The sequence below is a fragment of the Aeromonas sp. QDB54 genome, assembly GCF_027707385.1.
Taxonomy (GTDB): domain Bacteria; phylum Pseudomonadota; class Gammaproteobacteria; order Enterobacterales; family Aeromonadaceae; genus Aeromonas; species Aeromonas hydrophila.
The window spans coordinates 154,381-171,318 of record NZ_JAPCIT010000005.1; the positions used below are offsets into that span (position 1 = coordinate 154,381).

Genomic DNA, 16,938 nt, shown 5'->3' on the forward strand with positions numbered 1-16,938 from the left:
TGCCGGCCCGCTGTTTTTTGGCGCCAGGATCCCTATAATGGCGCCATCCTGCACCACCCCATATCGATACCCCAAGCCTGCATGTTCGTTCTCAGACCCTATCAGACCGACGCCGTCAACGCCGTGATCAGCCACTTTCGTCAGCACCCGGATCCCGCCGTGGTGGTGCTGCCCACCGGGGCTGGCAAGAGTCTGGTGATCGCCGAACTGGCCCGCAAGGCGCGCGGCCGGGTGCTGGTGCTGGCCCACGTCAAGGAGCTGGTAGAGCAGAACCACGCCAAGTACGAAGCATGGGGACTCAAGGCCGACATCTTCGCCGCTGGGCTCGCTCGCAAGGAGGCGAGCGCCCAGGTGGTGTTTGGCTCGGTGCAGTCGGTGGCGCGCAATCTGGCTGCCTTCGACGGGGCGTTTTCGCTGCTCATCATCGATGAGTGCCACCGGGTCTCGCTTGATGACGACAGCCAGTACCATCAGGTGATCGAGCATCTCAAGGCCGCCAATCCAGCCCTCAAGATCCTCGGCCTCACCGCCACCCCCTATCGGCTGGGGCTGGGCTGGATCTATCGGCGCCACTACCACGGCATGGTCAAGAGCCACGGTGAGCGCCTGTTCGGCGACTGCGTGTTCGAGCTGCCGCTGCGCTTCATGGTCAAAAACGGCTATCTGACCCCGCCCAGGCTGGTGGATGCCCCCATCGTCCACTACGACTTCAGCAAGCTGGTGGCGCGGGAGAACGGCCTGTTCAGCGAGGCGGATCTCAACAGCGAACTCAAGCGTCAGCAGCGGGTTACCCCCCATATCCTGAGCCAGGTGCTGGAGTATGCGGCCGATCGGCAGGGGGTGATGATCTTCGCCGCCACCGTCGAGCATGCCCGCGAAATTCACGGCCTGCTGGGTGCCAGAGGTCAGCAGGCCGCCCTCATCACCGGCGAGACGCCGGGGCCGGAGCGCGATGCCCTCATCAACGCCTTCAAGGCGCGCGAGCTCAAGTTTCTGGTCAACGTGGCGGTGCTCACCACCGGCTTCGACGCCCCCCACGTGGATCTCATCGTGATGCTCAGACCCACCGAATCGGTGTCGCTCTACCAGCAGATCGTCGGGCGCGGCCTGCGCCTCTCTCCCGGCAAGACGGACTGTCTGGTGCTCGACTACGCCGGCAACAACTTCAACCTGTTCGCCCCCGAGGTGGGGGAGCCTCGCCCCCACGCTGGCACCGAGCCGGTGCAGGTGCCCTGCCCCGCCTGCGGCTTTGCCAACACTTTTTGGGGCAAGACCGACGAGGATGGCAAGGTGATCGAGCACTACGGTCGCCGCTGTCAGGGGCTGTTTGAAGATGACGAGGGCCATCGCGAGGAGTGCGACTACCGCTTTCGCGCCAAGATCTGCCCCGCCTGCGGCAGCGAAAACGACATCGCCGCCCGCCGCTGCCAGAGCTGCGATCAGCTGCTGGTGGATCCTGACGACAAGCTCAAAGAGGCGCTCAATCTCAAGGATTGCATGGTCATTCGCTGCGCCGGGCTGACGCTGAGTGCCGGACGTGGCAAACAGGGGGAGCGGCTGGAGGTGGTTTATCACGATGAGGATGGTCTCACCCTCAATGAGTACTTCGGATTTCACTCCCAGGGCGCACGGCGCTTGTTTCAACAGGTCTTTGTGCGTCATCATTGGCCCGCTCCGGGTCTGGAACCCGAATTTGCCACCCTGGCGAGCGTGCTGGCGGCGCAAAGCCAGTTTCGCCACCCCGATTTCGTCATCGCCCGCAAAGCGGGGCGGTTCTGGCAGATAAAAGAGAAGATTTTTGATTATGAGGGTCGCTATCGCACCGCCAACTCGCTGGCGTGATGGCCAGTGGCGACCGGCATAAATCGTATGAATGGCTTTGCCACGGTCGATCCCGCATCGGCGGGTGAAACAAGGTTGAATTGTCAGGGCCGGCACCACTGCCGGGCCCCTTCGTCACGTTTAGAGGATGTTATGCAGCGGCTGTTGATTGGTTTTTGTGCTCTCTTTTCCCTGGCGGCCCAGGCCGCCCCGCTGACGCCCCCTCAGGGTGGCCAGTACGCCATCATAGTGCAGGGCAACAACGGGGTTGAATTTGCCCGCCATGCGGATCAGATGATCGCCCCCGCCTCCACCATGAAGGTACTCACCGCGCTGGCGGCCCGTCTCGAGCTCGGTGCCGACTTCCGCTTTGCCACCGACATTCAGGCTCAGCCCGGCGCCAAACAGGGTGATGCCATCAATGGCGACATCTGGATCAACTTCGTCGGCGACCCCACCCTCTCCCGCATGGATCTGCTGGCCCTGTTCAAGCAGCTTGGCGTGAACCGCATCAAGGGCAACGTCTACGTCAACACCGGCGCCTACAACGGCTACGAGCGCGGCAACGGCTGGTCGTGGGGGGATCAGACTCTCTGCTTCGCCGCCCCGGTCTCGTCGGTGATCATCGACAAGAACTGCGCCTACGGCACCATCACCGCCACCCAGATCGGCAAACCGGCCACCGGCAACGTGGCCACCGGCGTGCCCATCGGCATCGGTGCCGACAACGTGGAGGTGATGAGCTATGGCGACATGGCGCGCCAGTTCTGCGCACTGGAAGTGGACATGGCCAAGGGTAACTTCTACGAGCTCAAGGGCTGCATCACCCCGAACAAGGAGCCGCAGGGGCTGCGTTTCGCCATCCACGACGTGGAGGCTTGGGGTTGGGACAACATCCGCTGGGCGATGGACAGAGCCGGCATCAAGCATGACGGCCTGCTGCGGGTCACCCACAAGTCGCCGGACAATGCCGAGACGCTGGGCACCCACTACTCGGTCTCATTGCCGGTGATGCTGGCCAAGATGCTGAAAAAATCCGACAACCTCTATGCCGATACCTTCCTCAAGACCGTGGGCCGCCACTACTACAACAAGCCGGGCAGCTATCGCAGCGGCACCATGGCGGTGCGCGCCATCCTGACCAAGAACGGCATCGATCTGGGCAACGCTACCCTGGCCGACGGCTCGGGCCTCTCTGCCCACAACCTCATCAGCGCCCGCCAGATGCTGTCGGTGCTGAACTTCATCCAGAAAAATGATGCCGAGCTTGGCCTCATCAAGCTGCTGCCAAGCTCCCAGGTGGACGGCACCCTGGCCTGGCGGCGCAGCGTCACCGCCCCCATGATGAAAAACAAGGTGCATGCCAAGACCGGCACCATCACCGGCACCTCCAACCTGGTGGGCTTCATCGACACCGCCGGCGGCCAGCGCAAGGCCTTCGTGATGTTCCAGCGCGGCCTGTCGCAGGATCCGGCGACCCACGAGCGCTACCGCGCCAGCAAGGCCGCCTGGCCCTGGACCGTGTTCGAGAAGGGAGTGCTGGAGAGCATCTATCAGCAACAGCCGATCCAGATCGCCGATCAGGGCTGAGCTGCCGCAAGGTGATTGATGATGACGGCCGGCGAAGCGCGCCTTATCGAAGATGACGAACGGCTGTATCGACAATTTCCACTTTGACTAGTCACGAGGCGGGGCTATTCTGTCCCCAGCCTCATATGAATGGAGAGAGAACATGTTTGCAGTGATTTTTGGTCGTCCCGGTTGCCCCTATTGTGTCCGTGCCAAGCAGATCGCCGAGCAGCTGGTTGAACAGCGTGACGATTTCAAATTCCGCTACGTGGACATTCACGCCGAAGGCATCACCAAGGAAGATCTGGCCAAGAGCGCCGGCAAGCCGGTCAATACCGTGCCGCAAATCTTCCTGGACGAGCAGCACATCGGTGGCTGCACCGATTTCGAAGCCTATGCCAAAGAGAACCTGGGTCTCTACCAGTAAGCTCACCTTGTGAAAAAGGCGCCATCAGGCGCCTTTTTCATGGTCAATGGTCTGCCTTAGCCGACAACCGGGGTGAAACGGCTCACCACGTCTCCCTGATGCTCGATCCACTCCATGAACATGGCCACCGGGCGGGCGTAGACGGCGCCATCCTGCTCGCTCTGGTAGATCACCAGCTGCTCCCCGGTTTCGGTGTGCAGGGCCAGGGTCAACACCTGATAATACCCACCCTTGAAATGGCGGTAGCGACCAACTGCGGGGGCTTGCATGGGAACTCCTTCGATATCGACACCAGGCGGCGCCAGCATGGCGCGCAGACCACATGCTCTGCTTTTTGGGCTGGCGCCGACAAAAATAATGACATTTTTCACGCAAGCCAATCGTGCCAGCGAGAGTGAATATTTCAACACAGTCGGGTAGCTTTGTTAATCAGCCCCTCATCTTTCACTGGTGAAACTCGGTTACCACAAACGATCGTGCTGAATTTAACGTTTTAGCAACCCTGTTTTAGGGCTAAAAATCAGGGAATTCTACTAAAAAGAGGATTGTTCTAGCATTCAATTCTGTGAAGAATAGGGGAAAAGAAATTTGATACTAAAAAACGCCTTTTTCGCCAACGCGCCCCCAGGGGAAGGAATCACAGTCACCATGTTCACTATCGACAAGTCGCACAAGCTCGACGATGTCTGCTATGACATCCGCGGCCCGGTGCATAAAGAAGCTCGCCGTCTCGAAGACGAAGGCCACCGCATCATCAAGCTCAACATCGGCAACCCGGCCCCGTTCGGTTTCGATGCGCCGGAAGAGATCATCAAGGATGTGATCCTCAACATGCCGCTCAGCCAGGGCTACTGCGACTCCAAGGGGCTGTTCTCGGCCCGCAAGGCGGTGATGCAGTACTACCAGCAGAAAGGGATGCGCAAGGTCGACATCGACGACATCTACATCGGCAACGGTGCCAGCGAGCTCATCGTGATGGCGATGCAGGCGCTGCTCAACAACGGCGACGAGATGCTGGTGCCCTCCCCCGACTATCCACTCTGGACGGCGGCAGTGACCCTCTCCGGCGGCCATGCGGTGCACTATCGCTGCGACGAAGGGGCCGACTGGTATCCGGATCTCGACGACATCCGTGCCCGCATCACCCCGCGCACCCGCGGCCTGGTGCTGATCAACCCCAACAACCCGACTGGCGCCGTCTACGGCAGCGAGTTCCTGCTGGAAGTGATCGAGATCGCCCGCCAGCACAACCTCATCATCTTCGCCGACGAGATCTACGACAAGATCCTCTACGACGACATCTCCCACACCAGCGTCTGCACCCTGTGCGACGATGTGATGGTGGTGACCTTCAACGGCCTCTCCAAGGCCTACCGTGCCTGCGGCTTCCGTCAGGGCTGGATGGTCATTACCGGTCCCAAGGGCCGTGCCAAGGGCTACATCGAGGGGCTGGAGATGCTGGCCTCCATGCGGCTCTGTGCCAACGTACCGATGCAGCACGCCATCCAGACCGCCCTGGGTGGCTACCAGAGCATCAACGAGCTGATCCTGCCGGGCGGCCGTCTGCGCCGCCAGCGCGACAAGGCGTGGGAGCTGCTCAACGACATCCCTGGCGTCTCCTGCGTCAAGCCCAAGGGGGCGCTCTACATGTTCCCGCGCCTCGACCCCAAGGTGTATGACATTCGCGACGACCAGAAGATGGTGTTCGATCTGCTGCAGCAGGAAAAATTGCTGCTGGTGCAGGGCACCGGCTTCAACTGGCCGGCGCCGGATCACTTCCGGCTGGTGTTCCTGCCCCGGGAAGAGGAGCTGGAAGAAGCCATCGGCCGTCTCGCCCGCTTCCTCAAGGGCTACAAGCAGTAAACAAGGCTCATGAAAAAGGCTCCCGCGGGAGCCTTTTTGGTGTCTGTCGTTTTCTAGCCGCGCCATCAGCCGTGCAGCAGGGCACCGGCCACCAGCACCGCCATGGTGATGAGGGCCACCCCGATGATGAAGGGCAGCACCCAGCGCACGAAGCGATCGTAGGGGATCTTGGCCAGCGCCAGCCCCGCCACCAGATGGGCGGCGGTGGGGGCAAACAGGTTGATCCAGCCGGAGGCGGACTGATAGGCGGTGATCACCAAATCCCGCGAGATCCCGGAAAAGTCCGCCAGCGGCCCCATCAGCGGCATGGAGACGGTCGCCAGCCCCGAGGTGGAGGGGATGAAGAAGCTCAGGATGATGTGCACCAGATAGGCCATCAGGATGAACACCGACGACGACAGCCCGCTCACCAGCCCCTCGGCCCAGTGCAGTATGGTGTCGATGATGACGCCATGCTCCATCACCACATAGATGCCGCGAGCCACCGCCACCACCAGCGCCACCCCGATGAGGTCCCGAGCGCCGCTCAGGAAGGTCGCCACGTAGTTGGACTCCGGCATCCGGTTGATCAGCGCAATCAAAATGGAAGCGCTGAAGAACAGGGTGGAGAGCTCGTCAAACCACCAGCCCAGGGTGGGCAGCAGGTCGATACCCAGATCTGACCAGGGCACCACCGCATAGATCATCAACAGGAAGGTGCCGAAGAAGACCAGCATGGTGAGCTTCTGCTTGCCGCTGAAGGCGAGGTTGCCGCTCTTCATCTGGGAGAACTCGTCGTCATAGGCGATGTCGGCCAGCACGGAGCAGGACTTGTCCTGCTGCACCTGCTTGGCGTAGCGCATCACGAACCAGGAGGCGAAGATCACCAGCAGCAGCCACTGCACAACCCTAAGGCCAATCCCCTCACCGATGGGGATACCGGCAAAACCGGAGGCGATGCCGGTGGCAAACGGGTTGACGGTGGAGGCGAGCACCCCGACCCCGGAGCCGAGCAGGATGATCCCTGCCGCCACCATGCGATCGAAGCCCGCCGCCATCATCACCGGCACGATCAGTGCCCAGAAGGCCACCGTCTCCTCCGCCATGCCGAAGGTGGAGCCGCCGAGGGCAAACAGGGCGATCAGCACCGGGATCAGCAGCCGCTCGCGCCCGGCAAAGCCGCGCACTATGGCCCCCACCCCCGCATCCAGTGCCCCGCTCTGCATGGTCACCGCCAGAAAACCGCCGATGATGAGCACGAACAGCGCCACGTCGGCTGCCTTGTGAAAGCCCTGGATCGGCGCCTTGAGCACATCGAATACCCCCTGCGGTTGGGAGGGGAGCTCGGTGTAGCTGCCGGGCACTGGCAACAGCCGCTCGTCGCCGCTGTAGTCGGCCACGGCAGCCGCCGCAATCGGCTGCTGGGTCTTGGCCGTCACGTAGTTGTATTTGCCCGCCGGCAGCACCCAGGTCAGGGCCGCCATCAGGGCGATGATGATGAAAAGCAGGGTATAGACTGTGGGGAGTTGGCGCTTTTTGGGCGCTTCATGTGGGGTGGTCATAGCTTCCGTACCTCGGCAATACCGTCATGTGATCCGATCACCGCCAGACTAGCGGGTTTGATATGGGAAAAAGGTGATCGCGGATAATAAAATTCCGCAACTTAGCGGGATTTTTGCCAAAAAAACAGGGCCCCGCGGGGCCCTGTTTTCACTTGGGTCAGACTCAGAGCTCGACCACATCGAATTTCACGTCCGGATTCACATCCGCATCGTAATCGACCTCGTCCAGCCCGAAACCGAACAGACGCAGGAACTCCTGCTTGTAACCGGTGTAGTCGGTCAGCTCACAGAGGTTCTCGCTGGTGATGGACGGCCACAGGTCACGGCAGGTCTGCTGCACGTCTTCGCGCAGTTCCCAGTCATCCATGCGGATGCGGGCCTGATCGTCCAGCGCCATGTCGGCAGCGTAGAGACGGGTGCGCATCATGCGATCCACCTGCTCCATGCAGCCCTCGTGAATGCCCTTCTCCTTCATGATCTTGAAGGCCATGGAGATATAGAGCGGCATCACCGGAATGGCGCTCGATGCCTGGGTCACCACGGACTTGAGCACGGCCACGTGGGCGGTGCCGCCCTTGGCGGCCAGATCGCCACGGATGGCGGCGGCGGCGCGGTCCAGATCTTCCTTGGCGCGGCCCAGAGTACCGTGCCAGTAGATTGGCCAGGTCAGGTCGGTGCCGATGTAGGAGTAAGCCACCGACTTGGCGCCGTCGGCCAGCACACCTGCATCGCGCAGGGCCGCCATCCACAGCTCCCAGTCCTGACCACCCATGACGGTGATGGTGTTCTGGATCTCTTCCTCATTCGCCGGCTCGACGGTAGCGGTGATGATCTGATCCTTGTTGGTATCGATGGCGGTGGTGGTGTAGACCTCGCCGATGGGCTTGAGGGCAGAGCGCACCACTTCGCCGGTATCCGGCAGTTTGCGCACCGGCGAGGCCAGGGAGTAGACCACCAGATCGATTTGACCCAGATCCTGCTTGATGAGCTCAATCACCTTGGCGCGGCACTCGTTGGAGAAGGCATCGCCGTTGATGCTCTTGGCGTAGAGGCCCGCCTCTTTGGCGGCCTTGTCGAAGGCAGCGGAGTTGTACCAGCCGGCGGTGGCAGTCTTGGTCTCACTGCCGGCTTTTTCGAAGAAGACACCGAGGGTGGCAGCGCCGGAGCCGAAGGCGGCGGCAATGCGGGAAGCCAGGCCATAACCGGTGGAAGCGCCGATCACCAGCACTTTCTTGGGACCATTCTCGATGGTGCCCTTGGCCTTGGTATAAGCGATCTGGCGACGAACATTGGCTTCACAACCGACCGGGTGAGTGGTGGTGCAGATAAAGCCGCGAACCTTAGGTTTGATGATCATATGGGGTCTCGGATCCGTTTAATGGATGAAATCGGGGCATAAGATACCTCATCTTGCCGCGATAAGGTGCTCTGATGTGTTGAATCGCGGGGAAAATGAGCAAAGCGTGGGACAAATGCCGCCCAAGGAGCCTGCCGTCAGCCTGCCGGAGCGGGGCTGGCCTCCCCACCCCTCTGTACGGCTTGCCAACATGGCAAGATCGATAATGACAAAAAAAACAATTAACCCTGATGGTTGAGGCGACAGCCAAACAACCTGTACTAGTATTCAGCCGGTCGGGTATTGTCATGAAAGGCCTCACCAGGGTCTTAACAAGGAGCTCCGCCATGTTTTGGAATCGCACGGGTAAAAGTGAAAAAAATGAACAAGCGGCACAGATCGCAGAACTTGGCGCCTTTGAGCAGGCCATCCAGTCACGGGTTCCCTATATCGAGTTCACCCCGGAGGGGGTGGTCACCTTCGTCAACGATCGTTTTCTCGCCATCGTGGGCTATGCCCGGGAGGAGGTGATCGGCAAGCACCACAGCGCCCTCTGCTTTCCCGAGGACGTGAAAACCCGCGAATATGAGCTGCTGTGGCAGGATCTGCGCAGGGGGGAGTCGCGCAACGGCCGTTTCATTCGGCAGGCCAAATCGGGCAAGGCGGTCTGGCTCGAAGCCAGCTACTTCCCGATCCTCCTCGATGGCAAGGTGATCAAGGTGGCCAAGGTGGCCTCCAACGTCACCGAACAGCAATCCACCCTGGAGCGCACCCAGGCCCTGCTGGCGGCTCTGGACAAATCCCTGGCCGTCATCGATTTCCAGCCCGATGGCACCGTCATCACCGCCAACCAGAATTTCCTGCACTGCTTCGGCTACCGGCTGGACGAGGTGGTGGGCCAGTCCCACCGCATGTTCTGTGACGAGGAGTTCTATCAGCAGAATCCCAACTTCTGGCGGGATCTGGGAACGGGCTCCATCCAGTCGGGGCTCTTCATGCGCCGTGGCCGCCACGGCGAGAAGATCTGGCTGGAGGCCACCTACAACCCCATCTTCAACCACGAGGGCAAGGTGATCAAAATCATCAAGCTGGCGAGCAACATCAGCGAGCGGGTGGAGAAATCCATCTCGGTGCGCGAAGCGGCCCAGAAGGCCTGCGCCATCGCCGGAGAGACGGTGCTGAGCGCCGCCAGGGGACGGGAGGTGATCGACAAGGTGCTGGAAACCTCGGCCCACATCAACAGCTCGGTCAGTGAAGTCAGCCGGCAGATAGAGAACCTCAACCAGCAATCCAGAAGCATAGAGTCCATCATCTCGACCATCAGCAGCATCGCGGATCAAACCAACCTGCTGGCGCTCAACGCCGCCATCGAGGCGGCCCGCGCCGGCGAGCAGGGCCGCGGGTTCGCGGTGGTGGCCGATGAAGTGCGCCAGCTGGCGGCGAGAACCTCCACCTCCACCGGCGAGATAGTCTCCGTCATCCGCCTCAACTCCGACATCACCTCCAGGATCACCCAGACCGTCTCGGTAGTGTCGGACAAGGCGATGGCGGGCCAGGCCCAGGCCCAGGCCGACATCATCGCCGGCGTCATTCAGGAGATCATCGAGGACGCCAACTCGGTGTCGGACACCGTCAAGGGCCTCTCCATCTAAGGGCCTCTCCATCACAACACACGGGGCCAGGCCCCGTGTTTTTTATCTTCCGATCAAAGCGTCAATCCTGCCCCGACAGATAGTGCCTGGCCTCCTCATCGGCCTGCTGCAGGGCGCACTCCCACAGCTCGGCGATGCAGATCCCCTCCTCGCCCACCGCTTCCTCTTCCAGCGCCTCCAGTGCCCGCGCATCGGCCAGGGTGAAGGGATGGTGGCCAAGCAGCAGTCGCGCCTGCGCCAGTAACCTCATGTCACTCATGATCACGCTCCTCGCTGCTACCTGCCCTGACTGTAGTCAATTTGTGGCCGTCACGGGCCTGTGGTGGCCGCCGGCATTCGCACACGCCTGGCCGGCAGCTGTCCCACCGCGATCCCCAGCAGCACGGCGCCACAGGCCACCCATTGCAAGGCGTTGAGGGTCTCTCCCAGCAGCAGATAGGCCAGCAGCAGGGTGAACACCGGGATGAGATTGACGTAGGCCGCCGCCAGCGTCACCTTCACCTGGGTCACCGACCAGTTGTAGAGCAGGTAGGCCCCCAGGGTCACGCAGGCGCCGAGAAAGACGATGACCGCCATGTCCTGCCAGACCCAGGCCGTCGGCCAGGGTTCGCCAAAGGCAAAGGGGGCGAAGAAGAGGGTGCCGACAAACGCCTGCAACGCGGTCAGGGTCAAGACGCTGTAACGGCTGCAGAGCTTCTTGAACACCACGGAGTAGGTGGCGGCGCAGAACATGGCCGCCATCTCCAGGCTGTTGCCAAGCAGGGCATTGGGGGCAAATTCATCCGTCCCGCTGCCAAAGCCGAGCAGCGCGATGCCGAAGATGGCGATGGCAAAGCCGAGCAACTGACGGCGGCTCACCCGCTCGCGGATCAGCACGAAGGCCACCAGCGCCACGATGAGCGGCAACAGAGCACAGACCATGCCGGCCTGACCGGCACTGGTGTAGCGCAGGGCGTTGACCTCCAGCAGGAAATAGAGACAGGGCTCCAATGCCCCCATCAACGCCAGCCAGCGCCAGTCCCCTTTCTGATAGCGGAAATTGCCGAGATAGCGGTAGCAGCACAGCCAGCAGAGCGCCGCCACGCTCATGCGCATGAACAGCACCTGACCGAAGCCCCAGACCCCCAGCACGTGCTTGAGCGCGATGAAGGAGCTGGACCAGAGCAGCATCGCCAGGGTCAGGGTAAAAATGGGTAAAGGGCGCACGTTTCCTCCATGAAATTGGCTATTTGAATAATAACCATGCGGCCTTGCGGTTGTTAAAAGGCACCTAAAATCAGATAATACCGCCGCCTTCACACCGGATAACCAACCTGCAATGACTGAGTACCTGCTTTTATTGGTCGGCACTGTGCTGATTAACAACTTCGTGCTGGTGAAATTCCTCGGCCTGTGCCCCTTCATGGGCGTCTCCGGCAAGCTGGAAACCGCCATCGGCATGGGGCTGGCGACCACCTTCGTGATGACCCTGGCCAGCGCCTGTTCCTATCTGATGGAACACTATATCCTGATCCCGCTGAACATCGCCTACCTGCGCACGCTTGCCTTCATTCTTGTGATCGCCGTCGTGGTTCAGTTTACCGAGATGGTTATCCGCAAAAGCAGCCCCACCCTCTATCGTCTGCTGGGCATCTTCCTGCCGCTCATCACCACCAACTGCGCCGTGCTGGGGGTAGCCCTGCTCAGCATCAACGAGCACCACAATTTCATCCAGAGCATCATCTACGGCTTCGGCGCCGCCACCGGTTTCTCGCTGGTGCTGATCCTGTTTGCCGCCATGCGCGAACGTCTGGTGGCCGCCGACGTCCCAACCCCGTTTCGCGGCGTCTCCATCGCCATGATCACCGCCGGCCTGATGTCGCTGGCCTTTATGGGCTTTACCGGCCTCATCAAGATATAGCGCTATGACTCACATACTCTTTGCCGTTCTGGTGTTGGCTCTGCTGGCTCTGGCCTTCGGCATCATCCTGGGCTTTGCCGCCGTCAAATTTCATGTGGAAGCCGACCCCATCGTCGATCAGCTCGACGCCCTGCTGCCGCAAACCCAGTGCGGCCAGTGCGGCTACCCGGGCTGCAAGCCCTACGCCGAGGCGCTGGCCAATGGCGACCAGATCAACAAGTGCGTGCCAGGTGGCGATGCCACCATGCGCAAGATCGCCGACCTGATGGGGGTCGAACCCCAGCCGCTTGGCGGCGCCGAGGCCGCCGCCCCCATCAAGAAAGTCGCCTTCATTCATGAAGATCAATGCATCGGCTGCACCAAGTGCATCCAGGCCTGTCCGGTCGATGCCATCGTCGGCGCCACCAAGGCGATGCACACCGTCATTGCAGACGAGTGCACCGGCTGCGATCTCTGTGTCGATCCCTGCCCGACCGACTGTATCGAAATGATCCCGGTGCCGACCACGGTCGACAACTGGAAGTGGGATCTGGCCAACGTCGCCATTCCGGTCAAGATAGTGGAATAAGTAACCATGCAGTCCTTACTCGAACGCATCAAAGCCGGCACTCTGTGGGATTTTCACGGCGGCATTCACCCTCCCGAGAACAAAGACCAATCCAGTCTCACCCCGGTGGTGGACGCCGGTCTGCCGCCCCAGCTCATCATCCCGGTACGCCAGCACGCGGGCCCGGCCGGCGACCTGCTGGTGCGGGTCGGCGACAAGGTCAAGAAAGGCCAGCCGCTCACTCGCCATGACAAGGGGCGTTTCGTGCCGGTGCACGCCTCCACCTCCGGCACCATCACCGCCATCGGTCACCACACGGTGGCCCACCCCTCCGGTCTCGACGATCTCTGCATCACCCTCACCCCGGATGGCGAAGATGCCTGGGGCGAGCGTCAGGGCCGCAGCGACTACTGGAATCTGGAGCGGGGCGAGCTGCTCGAACGCATCCAGCAGGCCGGCATCGCGGGTCTCGGCGGCGCCGTGTTCCCGACCCACAGCAAGCTCGATGGCCGCGGTCAGCTGACCGAGATCCTGATCGTCAACGGGCTGGAGTGCGAGCCCTACATCACCACCGATGACCGGCTGATGCAGGAGTATGCCGACGAGATCATGGACGGCATCCGGGTGCTCAAGCACCTGCTCAAGCCCAAACTGACCCTGATCGGGGTGGAAGACAACAAGCCGGCCGCCATCGGTGAGCTGACCCGTCATGCCACGGACGAAGACGTACTGGTCAAGACGGTGCCCACCAAGTACCCCTCGGGCGGAGCCAAGCAGACCATCGAGCTGCTCACCGGCCGCCAGGTTCCCAAGGGGGGCCGCGCCGTGGACATGGGCATCATGGTGCTCAACGTGGCCACCGTGTTTGCCATCAAGCGCGCCATCATCGACGGCGAGCCGCTCATCTCCCGCATCGTCACCCTCACCGGCGACGCCTTCAAGAAGCCGGGCAACGCCTGGGTGCTGCTGGGCACCCCGGTGCGCTGGTTGCTGCAGCGTTTCGAACTGCAGCCCGAGACGGATCAGCGGGTGATCATGGGCGGCCCCATGATGGGCTTCACCCTGCCCCATGCCATGGTGCCGGTAGTCAAGGCCACCAACTGCCTGCTCTCCCCCACCCGGGCCGAGCTGCCGCCGCCCGGTCCGGAGCAGGCCTGCATTCGCTGCAGCGCCTGTGCCGATGCCTGTCCGGCCAACCTGCTGCCCCAAGAACTCTACTGGTACAGCCGGGCCAAGGAGTACGACAAGGCCGAGGGGCTCAACTTGTTCGACTGCATCGAGTGCGGCGCCTGTGCCTGGGTCTGCCCAAGCGAGATCCCGCTGGTGCAGTACTACAAGATTGCCAAGGATGACATCCGCGAGGCGCGTGCAGAAGCCGAGAAGGCCGAGCGCGCCAAGCAGCGCTTCGAGGCCAAGCAGGCCCGCTTCGAACGGGAAAAAGCCGCCCGCGAAGCCCGCCATGCCGAGGCTGCCGCCCAGCGACGCCAGGCCATGACGGCGGCCGGCGGAGACGATCCGGTGGCCGCCGCACTGGCCCGCATCAAGGCCAAGCAGGACGCAGCACCCGTTGGTGCCAGCGAACTCGCGCCGGACAACAGCGCCATGATTGCCGCCCGCGAGGCGCGCAAGCAAGAGGCCATCGCCCGCCGCGCCGCCAAGGCGGCCGCCAGCGAGCCCGACTCGGCCCAGGCCGATGCACCGGCAACGGACGGGCAGGATGCCAAGAAAGCGGCGATTGCGGCGGCGCTGGCACGTGCCAAGGCCAAAAAAGCGGCTCAGGAGCCAGGCGAAGCAGCGGCTGTGGATAGCCCTGCAGCAGCTCCCCAGTCTGACCCCGCTGCCGACGCGGATCCCAAGAAGGCGGCTATCGCTGCTGCCATTGCCCGCGCCAAGGCCAAGAAGGCCGCCAGCACGCAAGGCGATGAAGTAGCTGCGGATAGTTCTGTAGACGCGCCCCAATCTGACCCCGCCGCCGACGCGGATCCCAAGAAGGCCGCCATCGCGGCAGCCATCGCTCGTGCCAAGGCCAAGAAGGCTGCTCAGGCGCAAGGGAATGCAGCCGTGACCGAAGGTGAAGAGGCCGCCGTGGCAGCCCCTGCAGCAGCGCCGCAACCTGACTCAGCCGCCGACGCGGATCCCAAGAAGGCGGCCATCGCGGCAGCCATCGCCCGTGCCAAGGCAAAGAAGGCTGCGCAGGCGCACGGGGACGCAGCCGTAACCGAAAATGAAGAGGCCGCCGTGGCAGCCCCTGCCGCAGCGCCGCAGCCTGACTCAGCCGCCGACGCAGATCCCAAGAAGGCTGCTCAGGCACAAGGTGAGGAGACCATTGCCAAGCCCGCAGAGGCGCAAGACGAGGAGGCCACTGCCAAACCCGAGGTAACCACCGTGGCGGCACCGGCTGCGACCGCGCCGCAGCCAGCCGCCGATGCGGATCCCAAGAAAGCGGCCATTGCCGCCGCCGTGGCCCGTGCCAAGGCCCGGAAACTGGCGGCCGAGGCAGCAGCCCAGGCCTCTCCTTCTCCATCGACCGACAAGAGCCACTGATCCATGTTCAATATCGCGAGTGCGCCGTTTGCCCACAACCGCAAACAGACCCAAACCCTGATGTTGCTGGTGATCCTGGCCTGCCTGCCCGGTTTTCTGGCGCAGAGCTGGTTCTTTGGTTGGGGCACCCTGATCCAGATCCTGCTGGCGCTGGTCACGGCGCTGGGTTCGGAGGCACTGGTGCTGCGCTTGCGCGGACGCCCTGTCAAACCGGCCCTGCTGGATGGCAGCGCGGCCCTGACCGCCGTGCTGATCGGTCTCTCCCTGCCGCCGCTGCTGCCCTGGTGGATGCTGGTGCTGGGCACGGCGTTTGCCATCATCATCGCCAAGCACCTCTATGGCGGGCTGGGTCAAAACCTGTTCAACCCCGCCATGGTGGCCTATGTGCTGCTGCTGGTCTCCTTCCCGGTACAGATGACCAGCTGGTTGCCGCCCTCCAGCATCGCCGCCTATGACATCGGCTTTGGCGATGCGGCCTCGGTGATCTTCACCGGCTTCAGCCTCGACGGTTACAGCATGGCGCAGCTCAAGCAGGGGGTGGATGGGCTGACCATGGCCACGCCGCTCGACACCCTGAAAACCGGGTTGACTCAGGGCCTCACCGCCGGCGAGGTGATGACCCACACCGTCTTCGAAGGCTGGGGCGGCATCGGTTGGAGTTGGGTCAACCTCGGTTACCTGCTGGGCGGCCTGTTCCTGCTGCAGCAGAAGGTGATCAACTGGCGCATTCCGACTGCCGTGCTGGGCTCATTGCTACTGGCCGCCACCCTGGGCTATCTGGCAACCCCGGATGCCACTGCCACTCCCATGCTGCACCTGTTCAGCGGTGCCACCATGCTCGGGGCTTTCTTCATTGCCACCGATCCGGTGAGTGCCAGTACCACCCCACGCGGCCGCCTGGTCTATGGTGTGCTCATCGGCGTGCTGGTCTATGTCATCCGTCGTTTTGGCGGCTATCCGGATGCCTTCGCCTTTGCCGTGCTACTGGCCAACCTGTGCGTACCGCTGATCGACAGCCTGACCCGCCCGAAAGTCTACGGAGCCCGTCGCAAATGACCCTCGCGCACACCTCACCCTCAGGAATGATGCAATGTTAAAGAGCATGCGCAAAAACGGCGTCACTCTCGCCCTGTTTGCCCTCGCCTGCACCGCCGTGGTGGTGCTGACCAACGAGCTGACCCAGGGGCGGATCGCCCACCAGCAGCAGCTGGAGAAGCTGCGCACCCTCTCCGCCCTGCTGCCGGAGGGGAGCTATGACAACGATCTGGTCGCCAGCTGCAAGCTGGTACAGAGCAGACGCTATCTGGGCAGCGACCAAGCCATGCCGCTCTACACCGCGACCAAGCAGGGCGAAATCACCGGCTACGCGCTGGAAACCGTGGCTCCCGACGGCTACAGTGGGGCCATTCGCCTCATCGTGGGCACCGATGCCAAGGGCGCCGTGAGCGCTGTGCGGGTGTTGGCCCACAAGGAAACCCCCGGCCTTGGCGACAAGATCGAGCTGAAAAAATCGGACTGGATCAACAGCTTCGTCGGCAAGTTTCTCAGCCACGACAACGAAGCCAGCTGGGCCGTGAAGAAAGACGGCGGCGAGTTCGACGCCTTCACCGGCGCCACCATCACCCCCCGGGCGGTGGTCAAGGCGGTGAAGAACCTGTTGCTGCTGCAACAGGAGCACTCAGAGTTGCTGCGCGACGCCCCCGCCTGTGACGCCACCCCCTAACGCCGGAGCACAAGC

Annotated in this window: 15 protein-coding genes and 1 pseudogene; 11 read left to right on the forward strand and 5 right to left on the reverse strand. The window is 62.4% G+C overall.

Annotation, left to right across the window (positions count from 1 at the left end; genetic code table 11):
* Positions 1–81 precede the first annotated feature (81 nt).
* From PG881_RS06850 to PG881_RS06860, 3 genes are all read left to right on the forward strand, one after another.
* Complete coding sequence (locus tag PG881_RS06850) at positions 82–1,842, forward strand: DEAD/DEAH box helicase (protein ID WP_264098527.1); 1,761 nt, start codon at positions 82–84, stop codon at positions 1,840–1,842.
* Between the two features lie 132 nt (positions 1,843–1,974).
* Positions 1,975–3,411, forward strand: a complete 1,437-nt coding sequence (gene dacB / locus PG881_RS06855) for a D-alanyl-D-alanine carboxypeptidase/D-alanyl-D-alanine endopeptidase (RefSeq protein WP_011706441.1) — start codon at positions 1,975–1,977, stop codon at positions 3,409–3,411.
* A gap of 142 nt (positions 3,412–3,553) precedes the next feature.
* Positions 3,554–3,817, forward strand: coding sequence for a GrxA family glutaredoxin (locus tag PG881_RS06860; RefSeq protein ID WP_010633640.1), 264 nt, complete (start codon positions 3,554–3,556; stop codon positions 3,815–3,817).
* A 56-nt stretch (positions 3,818–3,873) separates the two neighbouring features.
* On the opposite strand, the gene PG881_RS06865 is transcribed toward PG881_RS06860, so the two are convergent.
* Complete coding sequence (locus tag PG881_RS06865) at positions 3,874–4,086, reverse strand: DUF1653 domain-containing protein (protein ID WP_042064508.1); 213 nt, start codon at positions 4,084–4,086, stop codon at positions 3,874–3,876.
* Positions 4,087–4,465: 379 nt separating this feature from the next.
* Between PG881_RS06865 and PG881_RS06870 the strand changes: the two genes are divergently transcribed.
* Entirely contained in the window at positions 4,466–5,680 is a 1,215-nt protein-coding gene (locus tag PG881_RS06870) for a pyridoxal phosphate-dependent aminotransferase (protein ID WP_011706443.1), read from the forward strand.
* A 65-nt stretch (positions 5,681–5,745) separates the two neighbouring features.
* Here PG881_RS06870 and PG881_RS06875 read toward each other — a convergent pair whose 3' ends face one another.
* Entirely contained in the window at positions 5,746–7,221 is a 1,476-nt protein-coding gene (locus PG881_RS06875; RefSeq protein ID WP_264098529.1) for a YfcC family protein, read from the reverse strand.
* Positions 7,222–7,384: 163 nt separating this feature from the next.
* Positions 7,385–8,578: an enoyl-ACP reductase FabV gene (fabV, locus tag PG881_RS06880; RefSeq protein WP_017408076.1), complete on the reverse strand. Its 1,194-nt coding sequence runs from the start codon at positions 8,576–8,578 to the stop codon at positions 7,385–7,387.
* 326 nt (positions 8,579–8,904) lie between these two features.
* Here fabV and PG881_RS24020 point away from each other — a divergent pair.
* A pseudogene (locus PG881_RS24020) lies at positions 8,905–9,663 on the forward strand (PAS domain-containing protein); the annotation flags it as partial.
* Between the two features lie 108 nt (positions 9,664–9,771).
* Positions 9,772–10,209 (forward strand): methyl-accepting chemotaxis protein, encoded by a 438-nt coding sequence (locus tag PG881_RS24025; protein WP_442866399.1) that lies wholly within the window; start codon positions 9,772–9,774, stop codon positions 10,207–10,209.
* 61 nt (positions 10,210–10,270) lie between these two features.
* On the opposite strand, the gene PG881_RS06890 is transcribed toward PG881_RS24025, so the two are convergent.
* Together PG881_RS06890 and PG881_RS06895 are read right to left on the reverse strand one after the other, a co-directional pair.
* The gene (locus PG881_RS06890) at positions 10,271–10,468 is read right to left on the reverse strand and encodes a hypothetical protein (protein WP_264098531.1); all 198 of its coding nucleotides are present in this window, start codon (positions 10,466–10,468) and stop codon (positions 10,271–10,273) included.
* Between the two features lie 50 nt (positions 10,469–10,518).
* Positions 10,519–11,415, reverse strand: a complete 897-nt coding sequence (locus PG881_RS06895) for a DMT family transporter (RefSeq protein WP_065477013.1) — start codon at positions 11,413–11,415, stop codon at positions 10,519–10,521.
* A gap of 112 nt (positions 11,416–11,527) precedes the next feature.
* On the opposite strand from PG881_RS06895, the gene rsxA reads away from it, so the two are divergent.
* From rsxA to rsxG, 5 genes are read left to right on the forward strand one after another with little or no spacing between them, the layout of a single operon-like run.
* The gene (rsxA, locus tag PG881_RS06900) at positions 11,528–12,109 is read left to right on the forward strand and encodes an electron transport complex subunit RsxA (RefSeq protein WP_005302262.1); all 582 of its coding nucleotides are present in this window, start codon (positions 11,528–11,530) and stop codon (positions 12,107–12,109) included.
* Between the two features lie 4 nt (positions 12,110–12,113).
* Positions 12,114–12,677: an electron transport complex subunit RsxB gene (rsxB, locus tag PG881_RS06905; RefSeq protein WP_011706450.1), complete on the forward strand. Its 564-nt coding sequence runs from the start codon at positions 12,114–12,116 to the stop codon at positions 12,675–12,677.
* 6 nt (positions 12,678–12,683) lie between these two features.
* Positions 12,684–15,200 (forward strand): electron transport complex subunit RsxC, encoded by a 2,517-nt coding sequence (gene rsxC, locus PG881_RS06910; RefSeq protein ID WP_270798897.1) that lies wholly within the window; start codon positions 12,684–12,686, stop codon positions 15,198–15,200.
* A 3-nt stretch (positions 15,201–15,203) separates the two neighbouring features.
* Positions 15,204–16,256 (forward strand): electron transport complex subunit RsxD, encoded by a 1,053-nt coding sequence (rsxD, locus tag PG881_RS06915; protein ID WP_043162128.1) that lies wholly within the window; start codon positions 15,204–15,206, stop codon positions 16,254–16,256.
* A gap of 34 nt (positions 16,257–16,290) precedes the next feature.
* The gene (gene rsxG, locus PG881_RS06920) at positions 16,291–16,923 is read left to right on the forward strand and encodes an electron transport complex subunit RsxG (protein ID WP_270798900.1); all 633 of its coding nucleotides are present in this window, start codon (positions 16,291–16,293) and stop codon (positions 16,921–16,923) included.
* Positions 16,924–16,938 lie beyond the last annotated feature (15 nt).